A 23363-nucleotide genomic window follows, 5' to 3' on the forward strand; every position below is an offset into this window, starting at 1 on the left:
GATTTGGAGGTGAAGTTATGGCACAGGAAGTTTTATTACCCAAATTGGGACTGACCATGACAGAAGGAACCATCGATGAATGGAAATTCAAAGAGGGTGAGCATGTAAAAAAGGGAGACATTTTATATAGTGTTTCTACAGATAAATTAACAAATGATGTGGAAGCGGACACAGAAGGTGTGCTTTTAAAGATTTTAGTGCCTGCTGGAGAAACTGCGGCATGTAAAGCTGTGGTAGCTTATCTTGGTGAGGCAGGAGAAATCATTACAGGGGCCTCTGCTCAGACAAAAACAGAAGAAAAACCCCAAGAACAAATGGGGAAAGTTACTACGGAATCATCTGCCGCACCGATCCGAGAGGGAATTTTGGCTTCTCCTGCGGCAAAAAAATTAGCTAAAGAAAAGAACATTGAAATTGGTTTGGTGGTGGGAACTGGCCCTAATGGCCGTATTACTTTGCAGGATGTGGAAGATTATATCGCCAATCCACAACCGGATAATAGTACAGAAAAAACCAAAACCAGCCCTATGGCGGCGAAACTGGCAGAGGAATTGGGCGTGGATATTGAGACAATTACCACTGATGGCAGAGTCATGAAAAAAGACGTTTTGGCGGCGGCAAATGCAGAGACAACAATTGCACCAGCGATGAGCAATAACGACCAGCAACCGGTAAAAGTAAATGCTTTGCGACGGAGCATTGCCGCAAATATGACGTTGTCTTGGCAGACCTCTCCCCGTGTGACCTATACCCACCCTGTGGATACAACGGCAATGAAAGAAATGCGGGATAAATTGAAGATTGCTTGCAAAGAGGACAATGTGAAGCTGACCTTTAACCATATTATTATGAAGATGACAGCTAAGGTTTTAATGGAATTCCCTGATGTAAATGCAAGCTTTGCAGATAACATGCTCACAAGACATACCCATGCTAATGTGGGCTTGGCGGTGGCAAAGGGCGACGGGCTGATTGTACCCAACGTGAAGGGGGTAGACACAAAATCCTTAATAGAGGTTGCTAAGGAAACAGAGGCATTGATTGAAGCTGCCCGTAGTGGAAAAATTTCTATGGAAGATATGACGGGGGGTACCTTTACCATATCTAATTTAGGCCCTTATGGCATAACCAATTTTTCACCCATCATCAATCAGCCAGAGCTGGCAATTTTGGGTGTTTGCGATATGGTGGAAACACCTGTGGTACGAAACGGACAAATTGAAATCCGCCCTATGATGAACCTTTGCTTAACGGCAGATCATCGGGTGGTAGACGGGGTTATGGCGGCGAAATTCTTAAAACGTCTTTGCGACCTTTTGGAAAACCCATATCTTTTGTTTACATAAGAAGCAAAAAACGGATAGGGGCTATGACCTTTGTCCGTTTTTTCAATATAGATAATGTTGAGATTTTGGAAATTAACGATAGAATAGAAAGGACTTGAGCATATGGCAATTGAAATTTTAATGCCCAAATTGGGGCTGACCATGACAGAAGGCACTATTGAAGAATGGAAGAAAAAAGAAGGCGACACGGTAAAGTCGGGAGATGTACTTTTTTCTGTAGCTACCGATAAATTAAGTAGTGATGTGGAATGTGATAAAGAAGGTGTATTGCTGAAAATTGTATGCCCCGCTGGTGAAACAGCACCTTGCAAAAGCGTTGTAGCATACATTGGTCAGGCGGGGGAAAGCGTTGGGGAACGGGTTGCAAGTGAAAAAGAAAAAACTCCCATTAAAGAATCTTTACCTGCTGAACCTTCTCAGAAATCTGATAAAAAATCCATCATTATTGTTGGTGGAGGCCCCGGGGGTTATGTAGCGGCAATCAGGGCGGCGCAGTTAGGCGCAGAGGTAACGGTAGTAGAAAAAGAATATTTGGGGGGCACTTGCTTGAATATTGGCTGTATTCCCACAAAAAGCTTGCTTCATAGCGCAGAGTTATATGAGCAAATCAAACACCAAGGCAAAGAATTGGGCATCAATGCAACAGGGCTTAGTGTGAATTTTTCTCAGGTCATTGCCCATAAGGATGCAATTTCAAAACAATTAACTTCAGGCGTTGCGGGCTTGTTTAAGTTAAATAAAATTAAAAAAATTGATGGAGAAGCAAGCTTTATTGCACCAAAAACGTTGTTGGTGAAAAAAGCGGATGGGAAAGAGGAGCAATTAAAGGGAGATGCCATTATTTTAGCCACAGGCTCTATCAATTTTGCCCCTCCTATACCAGGATTAAAGGAAAATCCCCATTGCATTGATTCCACAGGTGCCCTCAGTCTGGAAGCATTGCCAAAATCTATGGTAGTGATTGGTGGCGGTGTTATTGGTTTGGAATTGGCTTGTGCTTATGCTGCTTTCGGTACTAAAATTACGGTGATTGAAGCTGTTGCACATATGCTGCCTATGATGGATCGAGAGATTACAGAGGTAAGTGTGGCCCATATGAAAAACATGGGGATTGAGTTCCATTTGGAATGCCCCGTACAGGCTATTGAAACCTCATCTGTTGGTGCAAAGGTTATTTGCAAGAATAAAGAGGGCAATACTTTGGCTTTCGAAGCTGAAAAGGTATTGGTGGCAATTGGCCGTCGCCCCAATACAGGAGGATTACAATTAGAATTGGGTGGGGTTCACCATGACAATGGTCGGATCCTTGTAAATACAAAAATGGAGACCAATGTACCTGGGGTTTATGCCATTGGGGATTGCGTAAAGGGCTATGCACAGCTTGCCCATACAGCTTCCGCAATGGGAGAAGTGGCGGCGGAAAATATATGTGGACACACTTCTGTTTATGAGGAGGGCACAAGCCCAACTTGTGTATATATGATGCCCGAAGCCGCAGGTGTTGGTCTCACAGAGGAGGCATGCAAGGCAAAGGGAATGGAATATAAGGTTGGAAAGTTCCCGATGTCCGCCAATGGCAAGGCACTTATTTTAAATGGAGGAGAGGGTCTTGTAAAAATCATCACGGATGTAAAGCATGAAGAAATATTGGGCATGCATATTGTTGGACCAAGAGCCACAGATTTAATTGCAGAAGGCGCATTAGCTATTCGTTTAGAAGCAACGGCAGAAGAATTGATTTCTACCATTCATTCTCACCCCACTGTGACAGAAACCATGAGAGAAGCGGCCTTAAACGTAGAAAAAAGGGCGATTCACATGAAAAACTAATGAGAACAACTATTTAAATAAATAATTAATTAGGGTACTTATTTTGAATCGGAATCTTGACATGATAACTGAAGAACCGATTCTCAAGCTAAGAGAAAATGGGCTCCGGTACATAGGAGCACTTTCCTATACCAATTGAAACCACGCATGCTATTGCGTGGTTTTTTACTATAAATATTCTAATAATTGAGTTGTGGCAGGGTGTAGAGTTCACTTTAGAGGGTGTTTTGTCTAAGAATAGGGAACACTGGTACATCATGGATTATTTTTTGTTTACCTTCTATGAAATATATTATATAATGTTATGATAGAATTTCTTTGATAACGTTGATAAGGAGGATTTCAATGCAAAAAGATTCCTCAAAGAATAGAAAAAAAAGGCACCCCCAGAGGGGAGGCCAAAGTCCACATAGGCAGACACCTCACCCTAAAAAAGTACATCCTCCCAAAGAGAATGTCTATAGAATGGATTCTGCCAAAGGACAAGGAAGTTATGCAAGAGTAAGAACGAAAGTTTCGCCCAAAAGAGAAGTACCTAAAACGAGAAAAAGGACACGCCATCTTCGGGTTAGTCGGGTTTTGCCCATGTTTGTATTTGGGGTAATTGCCATCTATCTTTTTGGACAAATGCTGGCTATGTCTGCCAAAAGATCAGAGATAAATATGGAAACGGTTGATTACGGTGGGCTTGATACTCCCGCACGTTATACAGGATTGATTGTGCGGGATGAATATGTAATTCAAAGCAATCGCCCGGGACAACCTTTTTACCAGTTTTCAGAAGGGGAATATATCTCGAGAAATGCTGTGGTTTGTACGGTAAAGGATACAAATTCTACAGAAGAAATAGAGAGTAAATTGGAAAAGCTTGATAAAAATATCTTGAAAAATCAGAAAAGTCGCTCAGATTTATCGGCTTTTTCAGAAGATATTTCCAGAATTGAAGAAAACATACAGCGTGTGATTATCTCCTATGCAGGAAAATCAATGAAATCTGATGCAAGCTATCTGTACAATATGAAAGATCAAGTACAATCCTTTATGACACAACGAAATGAAATTTGGCTGACTGAAAATGTTGACAGTCTTTCTCAATTGACTCAAGAAAAATCTCAGTATGAACAGAAATTGGCACAGAATATGAGTGCTTTGCGGGCGGAGCAAAGCGGTATCTTAGCCCTAAGTTATGATGGCTTGGAGGAAACCCTTACCTCAAAAACCTTGGAAGGGATTACGAAAAAACAAATCGGCGAGAGTAAAACCAAATATATTTCCAAGGCGAAAGCTGTTTCCAAGGGAGATTCTTTATTTAAAATTGTGACAAGCAATCAATGGTTTATCGTTGCTTATCTCCCCAATTCTGCAACTGTAAATTGGTCAAAGGGTGACGGAAAAACATTAAATCTACTTTTGGATGATGAGGTAATTCCGGTTAATGCCAAAATTGAGTCCACAGAAGTAGGTGAAAAAGAAACAAAGGTGGTTTTTTCCACGTATGAGCAGATGGAAAGTTTCATCAACAGAAGGGTTTTAGAGTTTTATTTGGCAGGGTCAATTGTGCAAGGGCTCAAGGTACCCAACGACGCCATTGTCGAGAAATCACTCATCAGTATACCGAAGGAATGCATGCAGGAAAGCATGGGAAATACAGGGGTGCTTTTGGTAAATGGCAGCAATGCTAAATTTATAGCTATTTCAGTCATTTCTTATGATGATTCAAACGTTTATATCGATCAAAGTGGTGAACTTAAACTTGGTGATATTATTTTGCAGGGAACTGGCGAGAAGGCAACCCATTATACGGTTTCCGGTTTATCTCCACGAACGGGCGTTTATGTTGCAAACAGTTCCATGGCAAAATTTGTGACCATAGATATTTTAGAACAAAATCAAGAATATGCAATCATACGCTCGGGAACCACCTATGGTTTGCAGGCCTATGATTTGATTGTATCCGATGCAAAAAATATTAAAGAGGGTCAAAACCTTTATTAATAAGAAAGGAACGACAAATATGAGCTATATTGCAGATAATATCAAAGAGGTAGAAGCTAAGATAGCAGCTGCTGCCCAAAGAAGCGGCAGAATACGGGAGGATATCCTCCTGTTGGCAGTGAGCAAAACACAGACAGTGGAAACCATTCAGCAGGCAGTGGCATGTGGTTTGACCTCTCTTGGCGAAAATAAAGTTCAGGAGATTATGGATAAGTATGAGCCCATGGGTGACGGGGTTCATTGGCATTTAATTGGACATTTGCAAACAAATAAGGTAAAATACATCATTGATAAAGTTGACATGATTCATTCTGTGGAAAGTTTGAAGCTTGCAGAGGAAATTGAAAAGCGCGCAGCTGCCAAAGGTATTTTGATGGACATTTTGGTGGAATTGAACATGGCTGACGAGGAAAGTAAGTTTGGCATTACTCCCGATAATACGTTAGAGTTCGTCAAAATCCTTGCAAAGATGGAACATTTGCGCGTGAGAGGCCTGATGACAGTGGCACCTTTTGTAGAAAATCAGGAAGATAACAGGGAATATTTCCGTAAGATGAGACAATTACAGGTTGACATCAATGCAAAAAAAATTGATAATATAAAAATGGACGTGCTTTCCATGGGAATGACCGGTGACTATGAGGTTGCCATCGAAGAAGGTGCAACCATTGTTCGTGTAGGTACGGGTATTTTTGGTGCAAGAGATTACTCCAAATAAAGAAAAATAAAGAATGTAGCGATTAGGAGGAAGCAGACAAGTGGCTAGATTATTAGATAAAATGAAGGATTTAATGTTTGGTGAATATGATGATGATGAGTATTATGAAGAAGAGGAATATGATGTTCCTGTAAGGGAAGCGGTTTCCAGTGGTTATGGCTTACGTGAAGTTCCCAGAGAAATGGATTATTCTGCTCAGGCAGCTCGCAAACCTATGCCAAAGGGAAGTCCTCAGGTTTATAGCATAAACACAAATGTGCAGATGCAGGTTGTAATCATTAAGCCCAGCTGTTATGAGGATGCGCAAGAAATCTGTGATCAAATTAAAACAAAAAGACCTGTTGTTGTAAACCTTGAAAAGGTTGAGTATCCCATTGCCCAGCGCATTATGGACTTTTTGAGCGGTACTTGCTATTCCTTGGAAGGTTCCATTCAAAGAGTTGCTAATAATATATTCATTATTGCGCCGGCAAATGTGGATATCTCGGGGGATTTCAAAGAAGAGCTGAAGACAAAGGGCGTAATTCTCCCGTGGGTGAATAGTGCTAGATAAGGTGGTATAATATTTTGGAAAATATACAATTTTTACTAATGAAAGCCGTTGACATGTTTTTTTATGTGATGGAGCTTTTAATATTTGGGCGGATTATTCTTTCTTGGCTGCCCATGGGGTTTCACAATCCAATTGGAGCGTTTCTTTACAACATGACAGAGCCGATTTTGGGACCATGCCGCAAAATGCTGGATAAATCCCCCCTTGGCGGTGGAATGATGTTGGATTTTTCCCCTATCATTGCTTTGATATTAATGATGCTTGTAAAGCAGTTAATTTTAAGCTTGATAACTATGCTGTAAGAAACGGGTGATACTGTGAATAAGCAGCAGATGATGAAAGGCATTCAAGATCAAGAGGAGCGTCTGCTTTTTGCCAATGCCTTGGATCAGGCATCTTTTTCTTTAAAGCGTCACGAGGTGCAGTTTACTGATTTTATGGATAGGGCAAAGTGTGAGAGGTTTCTGGAGCGGTTAAAAAGCGTTGGAACGCTTGAGATGCTTTCCTTTGGTGGGGTGGAAGATGCGGAGCGGATGATGCTTGGTTTTGCACCTAGTGAGGGTATTCTTTCCCACGAAATTTTTCCTATTAAAGTAATAAAAATTGCCCCAAAAAGCAATAAGTTTGGACAAAAGGATTTAAGTCATCGTGATTATCTTGGCTCTATTCTTGGGCTTGGGATTGAACGAGGAAAAATCGGAGATATTTTGGTCTCTGAGGATGGCGGGATATGTTTTGCTGAGACAGAAATGGCAGAATATATACTGACCAATTTGGACAAGGTTTCAAAAACACCGGTAACGGTAACAAAGATGGATAAAGCTCAAGTTTTGTCACCAAAGCGTACGGAAATGCGCCGTATTACTGTGGCGTCTATGCGACTGGATGCAATATTAGCAGATGCTTTGCATCTCTCAAGAGGAAAGGCCCAGACCTTAATTGCAGGAGAAAAAGTAAATGTAAATTGGTCTGCTGTGACAAATACATCTTACATATTAAAAACAGGAGATATGGTTTCTGCCCGAGGATTCGGCCGCTTTCGTGTAGGGGAAGTGGGCGGAAGGACAAAAAAAGACAGAATCGGTCTGGAATTAGAAGTGTACGTTTAGATGAGGAGGATTTTGCGTGATTACACCGAATGACATTGCTACCAAGGATTTTAAGAAGGTTGCCGTTGGGTATTCTCCGGAAGAGGTAGACACCTTTTTGGATGACCTTTATGAGGATTATGAGAGGCTTTATGCCGAAACAAAAAAAGAAAAGGTTCAGGTAGATGAAACAGCTACCCCAACAGAGCAAATTACAAATTTACAAAAAACCTTGGAACGCACCTTAACTTTAGCAGAAGCTGCAGCAGAGGAAACAAAGGCAGCAGCAAAGGCAGAGAGTGAAGCAATGATACAAAACGCAAAGCTTCAAGCAGAGGAAATTTTACAAAGTGCAAGAACAAAAACCTACGAATTGGAGCAGGAGATGGCTGCTTTGCAAAATCGTTATGAATTGATGCGAACCAGAGTGAAGCTTTTACTATATGCAGAAATTGAATTGCTGGATAAAAACGAAATCCTTGCAGAAAAGGATGAAGTGAGAAAAGCAAGTGAATAATAAGCCAAAAAGCGGTGGACAACGTATGATTGCCGGAAGCCGCTTTTTCTGCGGTTTGAGGAAAGTTTCCCAAATCCACAGGGCTTCTGAAATAAGCTGTGACTAAGCATTTTTGCTGCCACGGCTATTTTGCATTTTACAACAGTTCGTCTTTTTATAGGATTGGTAAGTTTTTTGTTTGTTTGCGAGAATAGATAAAAGCATTGGAATGAAAGATATATAAAAATAAAGAATAAGAGGTTGACAGAATTATGTGGTTGATACCTGCATTTGCAGCGGTAGTTTTAATCGGATTGGATCAGGCAACAAAATACGTAGCGTTGACAAATCTTAAGCCCATAGGCTCCACGGTTTTCATAAAAGGTTTTCTAGATTTTACTTTTGTAGAAAATAGAGGTGTAGCCTTTGGTATGTTTTCGGGGCAACGTTGGTTTATTCTGCTATTAACAGCAGTGATTACGGTGGCTTTATTGTATTATTATAATAAATTGCCGAAAACAAAAGAATATCAGCTGGTTCGTATGGTGATGCTTCTTATTTTCTCGGGAGCAATTGGGAATATGATCGATCGAATTTTTCGTGGCTATGTAGTGGATTTTTTTGAATTTTCTTTTTTCAGATTTCCTGTGTTTAACGTAGCAGATATTTATGTTGTTGTTGGAGTATGTATATTGGCCTTTTTGATTTTGTTTGTGATAAAAGAGCCGGAAGAAAAAAAGAAGGATGAATAATATGGATTATTTTACATTTGGGGCGGAGCGAGAAGACGTGGGCTGTCGCATAGATGTTTTTATTGCAGACAATATTGATGAGCTCTCTCGAAGTGGTGTACAAAGGCTGATTGAAGAAGGCCATGTCAGATTAAACGGCGCCGCAGTAAAGGCAAATTATAAACTGCGGGAAAAAGATATTATTGATGTTAAGATTCCTGAGGCAAAGACTGTAGAAATCTTACCTGAGAACATTCCATTGGATATTTTGTATGAAGATAAGGATGTAATCATTGTAAATAAACCCCAAGGAATGGTGGTTCATCCTGCGCCAGGTCATACCTCAGGTACCCTGGTAAATGCCCTGATGTATCACTGTGGGGATGAGCTTTCGGGAATTAATGGGGAGAAACGCCCGGGGATTGTTCATCGCATCGATAAGGATACCTCTGGAGTTTTGATGATTGCAAAAAATGATGTGGCACACCAATCTTTGGCGGAACAATTGGCGGAGCATAGCATTACTAGAAAATATAATGCAATTGTGTTTAACGGCTTCCAAGAAGATGAAGGCACAGTGGATCAGCCCATTGGCCGAAACCCCTTAGACCGAAAAAAAATGGCTGTGACGCAAAAGCATAGCCGCAGGGCGGTTACCCACTATCGGGTGTTAGAACGTATGGGTAATTTTACGTTTATTGAAGCTCAGCTGGAAACAGGCAGAACCCATCAAATTCGTGTTCATTTAACCTTTATTGGACATCCTCTTTTGGGGGATACGGTTTACGGCCCCAAAAAACAACCGTTTCATTTGGAGGGACAGGCATTACATGCCCGTGTTTTGGGCTTTGTCCATCCATCAACTGGACAGTATATGGAATTTGAAGCACCTTTGCCTGAAAACTATGAAAAACTGCTTATGCGCTTAAAAGGTTAAGAATTAGGAGGGTCAGGAAATGCCGCTGATGAAAAAGGATTTTTTTGGTCTGAAGGACCTGTCTGCGGATGATATTCGCTATATACTTGGTACGGCAGAAACCATGAAATATATTTTAAGTCAAAAAAATAAAACATCACCCCACTTAAGAGGAAAATCCGTTATTATTTTGTTTTATGAGGCCAGTGCAAGAGCCAAGCTTTCCTATGAATTGGCGGCAAGGCATTTAAGTGCCAGTGTGGTTGATATGACTAGCTCTATCCAAAACAAAGAATTTGACAGCCTTTTGGATATGGGGCAATTGGTTGACCAAATGGGTGCGGATTTTATTATTCTGCGTCATCCAATGGCAGGAGCTCCCCAGCTTTTGGCAACTACGGTTGATGCTTCTGTAATCAATGCAGGGGATGGGTTTAATGAAAATCCCGGTCAATCCTTGTTGGATTTGATGACAATAAAAGAGCAAAAAGGTGGTTTTGAAGGTCTTAGGGTCGCCGTAATCGGAGATTTAATCCATAGTCGTGTATCCAAAAGTAATATTTGGGCACTGACAAAGCTGGGGGCTGAGGTTCGTGTTTCGGGACCTCCTACTTTAATTTCACCGGAAATTGAGAAATTTGGCGTAGATGTTTATTATGATGCTCGTGAAGCGATGAATAACGCAGATGTTATTTTGACAACAAGAATGCATAAGGATAGCCAAAATACTATGGTGTTACCTTCTTTGGATGAATATAAAAGATTTTTCCGTATTGATGAAGCATTGCTTCGATATGCAAAAAAGGATGCTATCGTAATGCATCCCGGACCCATTCGCAGGGGAATTGAAATTTCTGCCGGTGTTATTAATGGTCCCCAGTGTATCATCAATGATCAAATTGCAAATAGTGTTGCCGTTCGTATGGCAATTTATTATATCCTAACACAGATGGGGGGAGCTTTTCGATGAAAACCCTGTTGAAAAACTGTCATGTGGTATCTCCTGAATTTCAAGAAAAGGAATTATACGATATCTATGTGGTAGATGGCATTATTGAGGAGATTGGAAAAAACATAGAAATTGCTGATGCAAAAATTATGGATTTGGGTGGCAATACCGTTCTGCCGGGATTAATCGATATGCACTGTAACATTTGCGATCCTGGGTTTGAGTACTTAGAGAATATTGAAACGGTTTCTCGCAGTGCTGCTAGAGGGGGATTTACCACAATTACTTGTGAACCAAATACAAATCCTGTAATTGATAATAAAACTGTTGTGGAATACATTGTCTCAAAATCTAAAAGCCAAGCACTGGTGAATATTCATCCTTACGGAAGTATGTCTATTGGATGTAAAGGACGGGAGATGGCAGAAATCGGCGAGATGTATAACGCTGGTATCGTGGGAGTTTCTGATGGAGATCAATTTACAGATGAGGCATCTTTTTTGCGCAATGTCATGCTTTATGTGAAAATGTTTGATATGCCTGTAATAACCCATTGTGAGGATAGAGGCTTGTCGGGAATTGGTGTAATGAACGAAGGTTTTACTGCATCCTATCTTGGTTTAGCGGGAATGCCCCGAGAGGCTGAGGAGGTTGTGGTTGCCAGAAACATCATTTTGGCAGAAAATACAGGAGCAAGACTTCACATTGCTCATGTAAGCACAAAGGGTTCCGTTCAGCTCATTCGAGAGGCAAAGAAAAGAGGAGCAAGGGTAACAGGAGAGACCTGTCCCCACTATTTCCTTTTAACAGAGGAAGCGGTGGATAACTATAATACCTTAGCAAAAGTAAACCCACCCCTACGAACCATTGAGGACGTAGAGGCTATTCAAAGAGGTTTGGCTGATGGCACTATAGATGTGATTGCCTCAGGTCACAGCCCTTCCAACGAGGGGGATAAAAACAAAGTGTTTACCAGTGCAGTTTACGGTATTTCATCTTTGGAGACGTCATTTTCTTTAAGCTATACCGGTCTGGTGAAAACGGGACTGATTTCGCTAGCTGATTTGGTTCATATGATGAGCACAAAGCCGGCAGAGATATTAAAGCTGGAAAATAAAGGGCGTATTGCAAAAGGAATGGATGCGGATTTTATTGTTGTGGATTTGCGTCAGGGTTATCGTATCGACCCAAAACATTTTGCTTCAAAAGCGAAATTCTCACCTTTTGCAGATTGGGAAGTGCAAGGCAGAGTGATTTATACCATGGTTGGCGGAAGGCTGATCATGTAATCGAAGCGAGGTGCAGCGATGTATTTAAAAAGATTAGATCTGCAGGGCTTTAAGTCCTTTCCTGAAAAAGTGAAATTAGAGTTTAACCAAGGTGTAACGGCAGTTGTGGGGCCCAATGGCAGTGGAAAAAGCAATGTTTCCGATGCGGTACGTTGGGTTTTGGGTGAACAAAGAGCAAAAAGCCTTCGTGGAGATAAAATGGAGGATGTTATTTTTGCAGGAACAGAGAATCGAAAACCGCTGGGCTTTGCGGAGGTCTCCATAACCATTGATAATCAAGATCAAAAGCTGCCCTTGGCATACACAGAAGTACAGGTCACCAGAAGAGTATTCCGCTCAGGTGAAAGCGAATATCGAATCAACGGTACAGCTTGCCGATTAAAGGATATTCAGGAGCTTTTTATGGATACCGGTGTAGGGCGAGAAGGCTATTCCATTGTAGGGCAAGGCAGAATTGATGAAATATTAAGCGCAAAAGGTGATGAACGGCGGCGTATTTTTGAAGAGGCGGCAGGAATTGTAAAATATAAAACCCGACGGAACGAGGCCGCAAGCAAGCTGGAGCGAGAGCAGCAAAACCTCCTTCGAGTGGATGATATTATTGGCGAGCTTGAAGTGCAATTGGAACCTTTAGAGGAGCAAAGCGATAAGGCAAAACGTTATTTAGTTTTTAAAGAAGAATTGAAAGAAGCAGAGATTGTGGCTTTTTGCAGAGACTTGAATCAAATGGAGCAAAGTTTATCTAAAATTTTGGAGGATAAGGCTCTGGCTGAGGAACAATTAAAAGAGCATCTCTCCCAAGAGGAAAAAGATAAGGCCGCAATTCACCGATTAAAAATAAAAGTAGAAGAGCTTGATTTATTTTTACAACAGCAAAACCAAGAAATTGCAGAGCTTCGGGCAGAGAAAGAACGCAAAGAGGGCGAAATTCGTCTGACGGAGGAGCAGAAGCAAAATGATGCTTCTAATCTCGCTAGAATACAGCGAGAAATTTTGCAAAAGCAAGAGCTAAAAGCCGAAAACGAAAATCAGTTGGAGCTATGCACAAGTAGGATTACCGCCCTTGGCATCGAAATGGAGCTACAACAAGGGCAGCTTTCTAAGTTGGAGCAGGAATATGCATCTTTAAACTCCAGCTTGCATCAGGACGAAAACCAAGCGGAAAGCTTTAAGGATGAAATATTTGAGCAAATTAAAGCAGGTACTGAGGCAAAGGGCGAAATAGCAAAACGTGAAGCTTTGCGGGAGCAGTTTTTAAACCGTATGGAGCAATTGCAAACGGAAAAAACACAATTAGAAAGCCGCATTCACCAGCTTGAAATACATATACAGGCTTTGGACAAGCAAGAAGCTGAGATGAAAGAGAATACTTCTTTTATGGAAAAGGAACTTCTTGCATTGGAAGAAGATAAGCTAAAAGCACAAAAAGAGAAAGAGGAAGCACAACAAAATCTAACTACCGAAGGCAAAGTGCTCTCCGAAATTCAATCTAGGTTAACGGTATTAAAAGAAATGGAACGGGAAAATGAGGGTTTTTTCCATAGCGTTAAGAGCCTTTTGAATTTACCTGACAAAGAAAAAAGAGGTATTTGCGGCGCTGTAGGGCAATTATTTAAAGTCGACGAGCTTTATGAAGTGGCAATAGAAGGAGCTTTGGGGGGAGCAATGCAAAATGTTGTGACCAAAACCGAAGAAGACGCCAGAGAAGCAATTAACTATTTAAAACATCATAACTTAGGCAGGGCAACCTTTTTGCCTATTGCTGCAATCAAGGGGCGTACCTTTGAAGGCAGGCCGCCTATTTTGGATGAGATTGGAGTAATCGGCGTTGCCCATGAACTGATTTCCTTTGATGAAATGTATCGCCAAATTGCAGAGAATTTATTGGGAAGAACCATTATTATGGAAAATCTAGAGCAAGCTGTAATACTTGCGAAAAAATATAAGCATCAGTATAAAATGGTAACCCTTGAGGGTGATATTTTAAACCCCGGTGGCGCAATGACAGGGGGTTCAAAACAGAAAAAGGCCGCTCATATTTTCAGCCGAGGTAGAGAAATCCGTTCATTACAGGAGAAAATGGAAAGTACGGGCAAATTAGTAGGACAGCTACAAGAAAAGCTTTCTCTTTTCCAAGAGGATATGGCAGAGATTGAAGATCAGATTTTGGAAAAAAGAATGGAACTACAAAGAATGACTGTAACCTTGAATAGCAGTCATGGGGATCGAGAAAAAACATCCATAGATACTAAGGAAAATCAGGAACGTTTAAAATTAATTCTTCTAGAGGAAGGTCAGCTGCAAGAGCAGCTTTTGCGAACGGAAAAGGATATCCAAAATGGCAAAGAAGCCCTCGCTTTATCTGAGAGCAAGGTGGAGAAAGTAAGTGCGGCTTTGATGCAATTTCAGGATAACCTGACCGATGAAAAAGGAAAACGGGATACCGTAATGACAGAAATTACCTCTTTGAAGATAGGCCTTTCCAAAAATGGTCAAAATATTTCTAATATAGAAGAAACGGTTTTGCGCTTACGAAAAGAGATTCAAATGCTGTTACAGCAAATAAAGCTTGATGAAGAAAAAATTTCTGTTCTTGGTGAAAATACTGAGAAAAAAGATGAAGCTAAAGCAGTTTTGCAAGGGGAATCTGTGGCGTTGGATAAGAAAATTCTCGATTTGCAGGAGGCCCTTGCAAAAACTACAGAGGAAAAAAATAAAATTTCACAAGAAGCAGAAATCGTTGAGCAAAGAGGAATAGATTTAAGGGAAGCATCGAGACAAATGGAAAGTGAGTTGTTCCGCCTTGATGCAAAGGGAGAGAGGCTAGAAGAAGAAAAAATGCGCATTACCACGCAAATGTGGGAAGAATATGAAATGACCTATCGCATGGCACTGGAATATACCACAAATAAACAGAATGACTTGAAAAACCGTCCTGTAAAGGAAATAAGGGGAGATATTCGTTCTTTGGGTGATGTAAATGTAGGTGCCATTGAGCAATATAAAGAGGTAAAGGAAAGATATGCTTTCTTAACACAACAAAGGGCAGATATTTTGGAGGCGGAAGAAAAACTTCGTGGCATTATTGAAGAGCTTTCCCTATTAATGGAAAAGCAGTTTAGAGAGCAATTTCAATTGATTTCTGAAAGCTTTAGTCGTGTTTTCCAAGAGATGTTCGGTGGCGGCAAGGCTTATCTTAGGCTGTTGGATACAGAACGGGTGCTGGAATCCCCCATTGAAATTATTGCCCAACCTCCAGGAAAAAATCTGCAGAATATGCAATTGTTATCCGGTGGGGAAAGAGCTTTAACGGCAATTGCAATTTTATTTTCAATTCTGTATTTAAAACCATCGCCCTTTTGTATTTTGGACGAGATTGAAGCGGCTTTGGATGATGCTAACGTCAGCAGGTTTGCCCAGTATTTAAAGAAATTTGCAAATGACACCCAGTTTATTGTCATTACCCATAGAAAGGGTACCATGGAATATGCTGATGTGATGTATGGTGTAACAATGCAGGAAAAGGGTATTTCGAAGCTGATTTCCGTTGATTTTTCTGAACAAAAAAAGGACGCTATGTAGATTCGCAATGGTTACAATTAATTTTCTAGTGGTAAGGTTTTAGAGGTGAAAACAAATGGGATTATTTGATTTTTTGAAGAAAAAAACAAAGGATGAGCCTTTGGCAGAAGTACAAAAGGACGGCGTTTTTGAATTAGATGGAATAAAGGTTGAAACGCCCCAGTCGGAAATAGCAGAAATTATCTTAGAAATGGATGAAGACTTGGAAAAAACAGCGGCTGTGAATCGAGCTGTTGGTAAAGCCATGGGGTCTGAGGAAGTTCAAATTTTTAGAGGAAACGATGACTCTTTATACGGCGAAGCTGATTCCGAATTGGATGCTTCTGAAGAAGAGGAGGTTGAAATTACCACGGAGGATGGGGAAACCTTTGTTTCGGAGAATCAGGAAGATGGAGAAGCATTTATTGAAGCCCTTTCTGATTTAGCAGTTGAGATGATGGAAAAGCCAAATGGCGAGGAAGAGTTGCTGGTTATAACTGCTGAAGGAGATTGTTTTACTGAAGAAAATCCAGAGGAAGCCGAAGGGTTTTTGCAAGAATTAACTGACCTCGTTGAGGAGACTTTGCAACAAGAACAAGCTGTCTCTGAGGTTCCTGAGGAAGAGCCTGCAACACATGAAGAAGCTGAGCAAGAAGAAAAAAAGTTAGGTTTTTTTGCAAAGCTGAAAGCAGGATTAGATAAAACCAGAAAGAGTATTTTGGGCGGCGTAGATGCAGTTTTAGGTGGATTTACAAAAATTGATGAAGAATTGTTTGAGGAGTTGGAGGAAGCCCTCATTATGGCAGATATGGGTGTGCAGACAACAATGAACATTGTTGAGAATTTGCGCAAACGAGTAAAGCGTGAACACGCAACAGACCCATCCTTGATTAAAGGAATGCTGGCTGACGAAATTACTGCAATTTTATCTGAGGGGGTACAGCAGGAGGAAACCTTGCCCAATCCTTCGGTCATTCTTGTAATAGGTGTAAATGGTGTTGGAAAAACCACTACAATCGGCAAATTGGCAAGCCGCTATAAGGCAGAGGGGCGCTCTGTTTTGCTTGCAGCGGCAGATACATTCCGTGCAGCTGCCATTGACCAGCTTGAAGTTTGGGGGCAACGTGCAGGAATTGAGGTCATTAAGCAGGAGGAAAATTCTGACCCGGCGGCAGTGGTTTACGATGCCGTTCATGCGGCAAGAAGTCAAAAGCGTGATCTTTTGATTTGCGACACTGCAGGACGTTTGCATAACAAAAAGAACCTAATGGAGGAGCTTCGTAAAATTGGAAAGGTAATAGAGCGGGAGCATCCCGATGCCCATAAAGAGGTATATTTGGTTTTGGACGCAACGACAGGACAGAATGCATTACAGCAAGCAAAGCTGTTTCAAGAAGTTGCTGATATTACAGGTATTATCCTTACAAAGCTGGATGGTACGGCAAAGGGCGGCATTGTGGTAGCCATTAAAAGTGAACTGCAAATTCCAGTGCGTTATATTGGCGTAGGCGAAGGTATCAACGATTTACAGAAATTCGATGCTAAGGAATTTGCCAAGGCTTTATTTGGGGAATAAGGAGGCGATTGATTATGGAAAACGAGAAAAACATCTCAGAGCTTCATTATAAGGAGCCCGAGAATACAGGAAAAAAAAGACCGGTGCATACAACACCTTATGACAAGGAAATAGAAAAACATATGAAATCTTTGTTCCCTGACCGAAAAGAGCGTGTGTTTTATGAAAAAACTTCGGATTTCTTGCAGATAGATATTCATTTGCTGGAAGCACCCACGAAAAAAGACTTTCATGTTTTGTATACCGTGGGAATGAGTGCATTGGCAATGAAGCTGCCGGAAGACTTATTGCCCCAATATCAAGGGTTGGAAAGGGCAGAATTGATGTTGCTTTTACCGTCGGAATGGAATCTCTTTCTTCCCGAGGATGGAAAGGTGGATAACCGTTTATGGTGGCCTGTGAATCTGATGAAATATATCTCCCGCTTTCCCCATGAATATCGAACTTGGCTTGGATGGGGACACACAATTCCCAATTCGGAAGAATATCTTCCTTATGATGATAGCACAGCACTTTGCGGCGTCATGCTAGGGGCATTGCAAGAAGAAATTAGTGTAATGCAATGCAAGGATGGCACACAAATTAATTTTTATACTCTAATTCCTCTCTTCAAAGAGGAAATTGAAGGGAAGCAAAAAGAGGGCACAGAGGCCTTGATTACCAAGTTATCCTCTTTAAATGGTTTTGGTATGATTGTCTTTCCTGACAGACCAAGTGTATACTAAATTGATTAGAATATATACTTTTTACCATAGCAAAATTACAAATAATAAGTTAATAATAATGGCAGACAGCGAGCAATCGTTGTCTGTCATTTTTATGTAATCCATTAATGCTAGTAAAATGCATGGTGTAGATCGTGACACTTTGTCGACAAAAAAACAGATAAGTCGTCATTATTGTTAATTAATTACCGATTATTAATAAATAAAATTTTATCTATTGAATTATTTTTTATTTTCTAATAATTTTTTAATAACAGTCATTTACATATATGTAAAAATATATTATAATCAGTATAAGATTTCCATGGATCAACTTGAAATTGACTACCAATATATAAATAAAATGCTGATTTTAAAAAGATTTACGTTGAATTTTGAATTTCTAACTGATAAATACACATAAAGGTGAAATTATATACGAACTATTAATAAGATGGAATGCGATATCTTTCAAAGTTAAATATTTGTCATTTATACGTGGTTAAGTATTTTTAATTTTTAATTCAAGCATAAAAAGTACCACTTAAAAGGCAACATAATGATTCCTTTACTCCAAGAACATCAAACTGTAAAAATCTCAAACACCATGGATTTCAAAAAAAGATACTCTCATAAAATCAGTATTCATTAATTCGCTTTCAAAAATCAGAAAAAGGGATTTCCATCTCTGTAACCACACATTTTTTTACGAATCATAATTATTTAAGGGGGAGAAAGAAATGAATGAAAATAATAGTGCATCAGAATTAGAAAATAATGTAAGTGCAGGTGATTTGGCAGTGTCAACAAACATGGAATCAGCAACTAACATCCAAACCAAAGTTTCAGAAAAGACTAAGAAAAGCAAACTTCTTCTTGTTTCTGGTATATTAGGAACATTATATTTGATATATCTTATTACATACTTTATGGGAGGGATGGCGACTGATGACCAAGCGCAGGTGATTGCTGGTGGAATTGCAACAATGTTAGTAATGCCACATATGCTGTGTGTTGGTATAGCAGTTATTTTTACTTGGATCGGTTGGGCATTAAGAGCAAGATGGGGTGCATTGGTAGCAGGAATTCTATATTCAGTGTCCATTTTGGCAATGTTCATCTATGCGCCTTTCGTAATCATTCAACTTATATTAAGTTTTGTAGGATTTGCTAAAATGAAAAAAAGTAATGAAGCTAAATAATGTGTGTATGATTTGAATCTGATTTTGAAAGTAAAGAACTTAAACAACTGGTAGTTATGAAAAGTTGCGTTTGTTTCCCAATAAAAATTTAAGAAATGCACCATAACAATGAAAATAGTTGTTATGGTGCATTCTTCGCGCGATTGATAAAAAGCTAAGGCTTATGAATTTTATTTTACTTCTTCGTTGATAATCAAAGCAATCATTTCCATATCTTCGTCAGTATTATTTTCGATGGAGTGCCATTGTCCCACCTCGATAAGACAGACATCACCGGGATGTACAGTAGTTTTGGAACCGTCGTTGTCGATGAAAGTTCCTTCGCCTTTGATAATTGCGTAGGGCTCTGTATTACCAATGTGCTGATGCCAACCGATGCTGCTGTGAGGCTTTACGATAACGCGGGCATACATTGTTGCGTGCCCCATCAATTCTTCTTTTTCCATGAAATGATGAATCTCAACGGAGCCCCTTCCATCTCTTAAACCTTCTACTGTTACAACTCTTTCTTTTCTTACCATGATTGTTCTCCTTTCATTTTTTCAGTGAATTCTTTTTTCAACACCCTCTAAATTAAAGATAGGGGTATAATCAGAGGTTGCTGCGCTCTTTTTTTGCATAAAACCATTTTTTAGCCCAATATTTAAGAAATATTCCGTTACTTTTTCATACTCGAAAGTAGTTAGTTTACGGGATAGAGCTTTTATTTTGTTTGCCCGATGCATGGGTATGTATTGATTTAGGAGGGAAACATAGGTGTCACCGCCTAGGGTATCTTTAATCCAATCTAATATTTTAAAGCTATCTCCATAGTGTGATGGAAGCACGAGATGGCGAATCATCAATCCCTTTTGCATCAAACCGTTTTCATCAAAAATATCAAGGGGAACCTGCCTCCTCATTTCAAGAATAGCCTTAGATGCTATGGTGGAATAATGGGGGGCGTAGGAATATTCTTGTGCAATTTTGTCATCCCAATATTTAAAATCAGGTAGGTAGATATCAATTAGACCATCCAGTAGATGTAGCCCCTCCGAGGATTCATAGCCATTGGTATTGTAAACGACGGGTATAGTTAGTCCATTATTTTTAGCCAGGCGCAATGCCACAGCAATTTGAGGGATAAATTGGGTTGGTGAAACCAAATTGATATTGTGCAAACCCATTGCCTGTTGCTCCAAAAAAATTTCTGCTAAGCGTTCAATTGTAACTTCTTTGCCAAATCCATTTTCGCTGATTTCATAATTCTGGCAAAAAATGCAACGTAGATTGCAATAGGAAAAAAATACTGTCCCAGAACCTTTCGTACCACTGATTGGAGGTTCTTCCCAAAAATGTGCACTGACCAAAGCAACCTTAGGAAGAAGAGATGCGTGGCAAAAACCTATTTGATTGTCTGCACGATCAACGTGGCAATGCCTTGGACAGACTGAACAATGGGATAAAGGGGAGTGACCTTGTTCCATATGAAAACCTGCTTTCCGCATACCCCTATGGAATCAGATACATTAAATTCCAGCGGAGTCATTTTTGTTTTCTATATGATACCACGATTAGAAACAGTTTCATATAGAAAAATAAAAACTCATGTGGTAAAATGCAATTGTAGCTCGAAATAAGGCGAATCAATTGGGGGGCGGAATGATGAAAGAATACGATATCAAGGCGCAGGAAACTCAAGTGCTTACAAAAGTTATTTGTAATTGCTGTGGCAAGGAGATACCCCAGATCAGAGAGGGGATATGGGAGGAATATTTCCATGCTGAAAAATCATGGGGTTATTTCTCACAACAAGACGGAAGACAGGATTCTTTTGATTTATGCCAAGATTGCTATGAAAAAATGATTAAAGGTTTTCAAATGAAAGCATTCTAAACAGGGAGAAATCCCTGTACATATTCTAACCCCTTGCCCCGTATGGGGTTTTTTTACTGGAGAAATTGCATACAGAAAAAAATTGTGTTTCTTTATTGAGACAATGGGTTCTTTCTAAATCTAATAAGCGCATAAAGAAAAGGCTTGGAAGTTTTTTGGACTCCAAAGCCTTTTTAGAATTTTTACAATAGAACTCATAAATACGTTTGCCGACAAGAGATTATTCCTCAGCCATACGATATCCAATACCAACCTCAGTAAAAATATATTCTGGGGCGGCAGGGTTTTTCTCAAGTTTTCTTCGAATGTTAGCCATGTTTACCCTTAAAATCTGATTATCCTTAACGGCATATGGCCCCCAAAGCTCGGTGATAATGGCGTCATAAGTCAATACACGACCGGCACTTTTTGCCAGTAAAGAAACGATTTTATACTCAATTTGTGTTAAGTGAACTTCGTTCCCATCAACAATAACCAGCCTTTTTTGAAAATCAATTTTCAATTTTTTCACAGAGAAAAGATGTTCGGAAGTCCCTGAATGGTTGCTGGTGTTGTGGCGGATGGCAGTGCGAATGCGTGCCAAGAGCTCCGAGGTGCCAAACGGCTTTACAATATAATCATCTGCGCCAATATCCAAAGCTTCAACCTTATCCCCTTCATCACTACGGGCAGAAACGACAATCACGGGTGTGGAGCTCCATGTTCTAAGTTCTTTTAAAATGGTGATACCATCTATATCAGGCAGACCTAAATCCAATATGATTAAATCTGGACAGTGGGATGGTATCATGGATAAGGCTTCCTTCCCTTTTTTCGCACAGATCACACTGTAGTTATTGGATTTAAGTGTCATTTCCATAAAATTGCTGATGGGTTCTTCATCCTCAACAATTAATATTTTCGATTTCACTGTCATATTATGATTCTCCTTTCATGGGCAATGCGAATGTAAAGATAGCACCTCCGCAGGGTTGGTTTTCGGCAAATATTCTGCCGTTATGGGCAAGAATAATGGTTTTGCAAAGGGAAAGGCCGATTCCTAATCCCCTATTGGAATCCACAGAGGCACTGCCATTTTCTCCTTCAAAAATCGTGGCAATTCTTGCGGGGTCAATGCCTTTTCCATAGTCTGTAACAGTAAAAAATATTTCATTACTTTCTTTAAATACCTTGAGTGAAATTGGCAAAATGGTTTGGGCATGTCGTATGGCATTTTCCAATAAATTAATCAAAACCTGCTCAATTAGCGTGGCATCCATAGGTACAATCAGCATTTCTTCAGGAACTGAAACGAATATGGAGGCGTCTGGAAATCTTTTATGAACTCTGGCAATAGCTTCAGAAACAATTTCTTCTACCACTTCATCTTGTTTTTTTACTTTGGCGCCGTCGCTGCTAATTTTTGTAATGGAAAGCAGATTTTCAACCATATGAATCAGCCATTGAGCATCATGGTGAATATCAACAAGTAATCGATCAAAGGTTTCTTCAGTTACCTTATCCTTATTTTCAAGTAAAGTGGAGCTGGCACCAATGATACAAGTGAGAGGCGTGCGCAAATCGTGAGACACAGCCCTTAAAAGATTGCTTCGCATTTTTTCTTTTTCTTTTTCCAATAGGATTTTCTGTGCTTTTTCTTCAATGGCTTGCCTTTCAATGGCTAAGATAGTTTGAAAAACCATAATGCTTGAAAATTTATAGATATCTATCAACATATTACCTGGGTTTTCAAAAAGCAATCCGATTACACCATAAATCCTATTATCTACGGAAATGGGGATATAAGTTCCTTTACAGTTATGGGCTTCTGATTCAAGGGTCACACCGGAAATTTTATTTGTTGTGAAAGCAATTTTTGCGACTTGCAATTCCAAAGGGCTATTTAAAATGAGTTCATCGTGACTTTTTATGGCTTTTATTAGTTTAATATCTGGTGCTGTGGGATCTCCAAAATAACCGATTACACTACATTGATTTGACTGAGAAAAAAAATCTACAGTGATTTCCATTATTTGATTCAGTGTATTGGCAGAGAGCAGTGCATTGCTCATTTTTGTTAGATTTTCAGAGCGATTTTCCCGCATTGCAGAAAGTACAGCAGCTTTTTTAACCCTTGTCGTCAAAGCACTGACTAAAACTGACATTAGTAGGAGTAAGGCGAAAGTGATGGGGTAGCCTGACAATGAAAAATTTAAGGCAAAAAAAGGATAGGTGAAGAAGAAATTAACAGCAATTACTCCACCGATAGAGGCTAGCAATCCCCAGATATACCCACTGGTAATTACAGAAGTTATGGCAACGCCAAACATATAGACCCCAAAAATATTATCACTGATGACATTCATTTCCACAACACATAATGCAAAGGAAGTTGCAATCAAAAAGATTAATATTGTTTTAAACAAATCAAATAGAATAATATCTGGGGATAATTGAATCGTTTTTAATTGATGCAAATATTCTCTCATAGTTAACCTCGCTAAAAATGAATAACAATTATATTATACACTGATTTTTGGACAAGAGGAAATGTT

21 protein-coding genes are annotated in these 23363 nt (G+C 39.8%); 17 read left to right on the plus strand and 4 right to left on the minus strand.

Annotated elements, in window-relative coordinates; all coding sequences use genetic code 11:
- The first annotated feature begins 17 nt into the window (after positions 1-17).
- From NE558_RS05140 to NE558_RS05215, 16 genes are all read left to right on the plus strand, one after another.
- Positions 18-1346: a 2-oxo acid dehydrogenase subunit E2 gene (locus NE558_RS05140; RefSeq protein ID WP_256148844.1), complete on the plus strand. Its 1329-nt coding sequence runs from the start codon at positions 18-20 to the stop codon at positions 1344-1346.
- A gap of 102 nt (positions 1347-1448) precedes the next feature.
- Positions 1449-3176: a dihydrolipoyl dehydrogenase gene (gene lpdA / locus NE558_RS05145; protein ID WP_256148845.1), complete on the plus strand. Its 1728-nt coding sequence runs from the start codon at positions 1449-1451 to the stop codon at positions 3174-3176.
- A gap of 465 nt (positions 3177-3641) precedes the next feature.
- Entirely contained in the window at positions 3642-5171 is a 1530-nt protein-coding gene (locus NE558_RS05150; protein WP_256148846.1) for an HlyD family efflux transporter periplasmic adaptor subunit, read from the plus strand.
- Positions 5172-5190: 19 nt separating this feature from the next.
- Entirely contained in the window at positions 5191-5889 is a 699-nt protein-coding gene (locus NE558_RS05155) for a YggS family pyridoxal phosphate-dependent enzyme (RefSeq protein ID WP_256148847.1), read from the plus strand.
- A gap of 40 nt (positions 5890-5929) precedes the next feature.
- Positions 5930-6442, plus strand: a complete 513-nt coding sequence (locus NE558_RS05160) for a cell division protein SepF (RefSeq protein ID WP_066051584.1) — start codon at positions 5930-5932, stop codon at positions 6440-6442.
- Between the two features lie 14 nt (positions 6443-6456).
- Positions 6457-6744 (plus strand): YggT family protein, encoded by a 288-nt coding sequence (locus tag NE558_RS05165; protein WP_256148848.1) that lies wholly within the window; start codon positions 6457-6459, stop codon positions 6742-6744.
- Positions 6745-6759: 15 nt separating this feature from the next.
- Positions 6760-7551, plus strand: coding sequence for an RNA-binding protein (locus NE558_RS05170; RefSeq protein WP_256148849.1), 792 nt, complete (start codon positions 6760-6762; stop codon positions 7549-7551).
- 16 nt (positions 7552-7567) lie between these two features.
- Positions 7568-8047 carry a DivIVA domain-containing protein gene (locus NE558_RS05175; protein ID WP_256148851.1) on the plus strand — a complete coding sequence of 160 codons (480 nt, stop codon included), beginning with the start codon at positions 7568-7570 and terminating at the stop codon, positions 8045-8047.
- A gap of 251 nt (positions 8048-8298) precedes the next feature.
- Positions 8299-8778: a signal peptidase II gene (lspA, locus tag NE558_RS05180; protein ID WP_256148852.1), complete on the plus strand. Its 480-nt coding sequence runs from the start codon at positions 8299-8301 to the stop codon at positions 8776-8778.
- 1 nt (position 8779) lies between these two features.
- On the plus strand, positions 8780-9694 hold the full coding sequence (locus NE558_RS05185) for an RluA family pseudouridine synthase (RefSeq protein ID WP_256148853.1): 915 nt from the start codon (positions 8780-8782) through the stop codon (positions 9692-9694).
- Positions 9695-9713: 19 nt separating this feature from the next.
- Positions 9714-10643, plus strand: coding sequence for an aspartate carbamoyltransferase catalytic subunit (locus tag NE558_RS05190; protein WP_256148854.1), 930 nt, complete (start codon positions 9714-9716; stop codon positions 10641-10643).
- Positions 10640-11911 carry a dihydroorotase gene (locus NE558_RS05195; RefSeq protein WP_256148855.1) on the plus strand — a complete coding sequence of 424 codons (1272 nt, stop codon included), beginning with the start codon at positions 10640-10642 and terminating at the stop codon, positions 11909-11911. Before NE558_RS05190 ends, NE558_RS05195 begins: the two co-directional genes overlap by 4 nt.
- A gap of 18 nt (positions 11912-11929) precedes the next feature.
- Entirely contained in the window at positions 11930-15493 is a 3564-nt protein-coding gene (gene smc, locus NE558_RS05200) for a chromosome segregation protein SMC (RefSeq protein ID WP_256148856.1), read from the plus strand.
- A 661-nt stretch (positions 15494-16154) separates the two neighbouring features.
- The gene (gene ftsY / locus NE558_RS14665) at positions 16155-17048 is read left to right on the plus strand and encodes a signal recognition particle-docking protein FtsY (protein ID WP_334303600.1); all 894 of its coding nucleotides are present in this window, start codon (positions 16155-16157) and stop codon (positions 17046-17048) included.
- A 14-nt stretch (positions 17049-17062) separates the two neighbouring features.
- Positions 17063-17773: a suppressor of fused domain protein gene (locus tag NE558_RS05210; protein ID WP_256148858.1), complete on the plus strand. Its 711-nt coding sequence runs from the start codon at positions 17063-17065 to the stop codon at positions 17771-17773.
- A 719-nt stretch (positions 17774-18492) separates the two neighbouring features.
- Positions 18493-18954, plus strand: coding sequence for a hypothetical protein (locus NE558_RS05215; protein ID WP_256148860.1), 462 nt, complete (start codon positions 18493-18495; stop codon positions 18952-18954).
- A gap of 170 nt (positions 18955-19124) precedes the next feature.
- Here the strand turns inward: NE558_RS05215 and NE558_RS05220 are convergent, their stop codons facing one another.
- Together NE558_RS05220 and NE558_RS05225 are read right to left on the minus strand one after the other, a co-directional pair.
- The gene (locus NE558_RS05220) at positions 19125-19475 is read right to left on the minus strand and encodes a cupin domain-containing protein (protein ID WP_256148861.1); all 351 of its coding nucleotides are present in this window, start codon (positions 19473-19475) and stop codon (positions 19125-19127) included.
- Positions 19476-19496: 21 nt separating this feature from the next.
- On the minus strand, positions 19497-20420 hold the full coding sequence (locus NE558_RS05225; protein ID WP_256148862.1) for a radical SAM protein: 924 nt from the start codon (positions 20418-20420) through the stop codon (positions 19497-19499).
- Positions 20421-20598: 178 nt separating this feature from the next.
- Here NE558_RS05225 and NE558_RS05230 point away from each other — a divergent pair, with 178 nt between their 5' ends.
- A complete protein-coding gene (locus NE558_RS05230; protein WP_256148863.1) occupies positions 20599-20829 on the plus strand; it encodes a hypothetical protein in 231 nt (76 codons plus the stop codon).
- Positions 20830-21049: 220 nt separating this feature from the next.
- Here the strand turns inward: NE558_RS05230 and NE558_RS05235 are convergent, their stop codons facing one another.
- A complete protein-coding gene (locus NE558_RS05235) occupies positions 21050-21745 on the minus strand; it encodes a response regulator (RefSeq protein ID WP_256148864.1) in 696 nt (231 codons plus the stop codon).
- A 1-nt stretch (position 21746) separates the two neighbouring features.
- Positions 21747-23297: an ATP-binding protein gene (locus NE558_RS05240; protein WP_256148865.1), complete on the minus strand. Its 1551-nt coding sequence runs from the start codon at positions 23295-23297 to the stop codon at positions 21747-21749.
- Positions 23298-23363: the final 66 nt, after the last annotated feature.

It is taken from the genome of Anaerotignum propionicum, assembly GCF_024461735.1.
Lineage (GTDB): Bacteria > Bacillota > Clostridia > Lachnospirales > Anaerotignaceae > Chakrabartyella.